The sequence below is a fragment of the Actinophytocola gossypii genome, from assembly GCF_025165815.1.
Taxonomy (GTDB): Bacteria; Actinomycetota; Actinomycetes; order Mycobacteriales; family Pseudonocardiaceae; genus Actinophytocola; species Actinophytocola gossypii.
In genome coordinates, this window is the sequence record NZ_JAFFZE010000046.1 from 1 (window position 1) to 1,218 (window position 1,218).

At 68.5% G+C, this 1,218-nt stretch carries 1 protein-coding gene; it reads right to left on the reverse strand.

The features are described 5' to 3' along the window. Positions 1-1,197: acyltransferase domain-containing protein (locus tag JT362_RS35290; protein ID WP_260196306.1), on the reverse strand; the 1,197-nt coding region annotated here is incomplete at its 3' end. Positions 1,198-1,218 lie beyond the last annotated feature (21 nt).

Here is a 1,218-nt window from a genome sequence, read left to right on the forward strand (position 1 = left end):
CCAGAAGCGTTGTCGGTGGAAGGCGTAGGTGGGGAGGTCGAGGGTGGTGGGTGTGGTGGGCCAGGTGGTGGTGGGGGTGTGGGTGGTGTTGCGGAGGAAGGTGGTGAGGGTTCCGTTGTCGCGGTGGAGGGTGGGGATGGTGGTGATGTGGGTGCTGGTTTGTTCGAGGGGGAGGGTGAGGACGGGGTGGGGGCTGATTTCGATGAAGGTGGTGTAGCTGTTGTTGATCATTGTGGTGATCGTGTGGTGGAGGTGGACGGGTTCGCGGAGGTTGCGGTACCAGTAGTTGGCGTTGAAGGTGGGGTTGTTGTCGACGGTGGAGTGGAACTGGGTGTGGCCGGGTTGGGGTGTGATCGGGGCGAGTGCGTTGAGTAGGTCGTCTCGGAGGGGTTCGATGTGGGGGGAGTGGGAGGCGTAGTCGACGGGGATCATCCGGACCCACACCTCGTCGGTTTCGCACTGCTTCGCGAGTTGGACGAGCGCGTCGCGGTCGCCGGACAGTGTGGTGGCCGAGGGGCCGTTCATGGCGGCGATCCAGATGCGGTCGGGCCATTGCTCCAGCCGGGTGCGGAGTTTCTCGATGGGCTCGGCGACGGAGAGCATGCCGCCGCCCTGGCCGGTGGTGTGCCGTTGGATCAGTTGGGACCGCAGGGCCACGACGCGGGCCGCGTCCGGCAATGAGAGGGTGCCGGCGACGCAGGCGGCGGCGATCTCGCCCTGGGAGTGTCCGACCACCCCGTCGGGGTGCACGCCGTAGGACTCCCACAACGCGGCCAGCGACACCATCACCGCGAACAACGCGGGTTGGACCACGTCGACCCGCTCCAACGCGGCCGCGTCACCGAGCACGTCGAACAACGACCAGTCGACGTGCGGGGCGAGCGCGTCGGCGCACTCCCGCATCCGGTCGGCGAACACCGGAGCCGAGTCCATCAACTCCAGAGCCATCCCGGCCCACTGCGCGCCCTGGCCGGGGAACACGAACGCCACCCGACCCGGTGGTGCGACCACTACGGGTGTGAGGTCGGCCAGCAGCTCGTCGGTGGTCTGGCCCACGGCCACCGCCCGATACTCGAACCGCGCCCGTGTCGCCAACGCCGACGCCACCTCACCGGGATCCACATCCGGGTGGGCGCGCACCCAGTCCCGCAACCGGCGAACCTGACCCGCCAGCGCCTCAGGCGAACGAGCCGACACCGACCACACCACCGGCCCCGA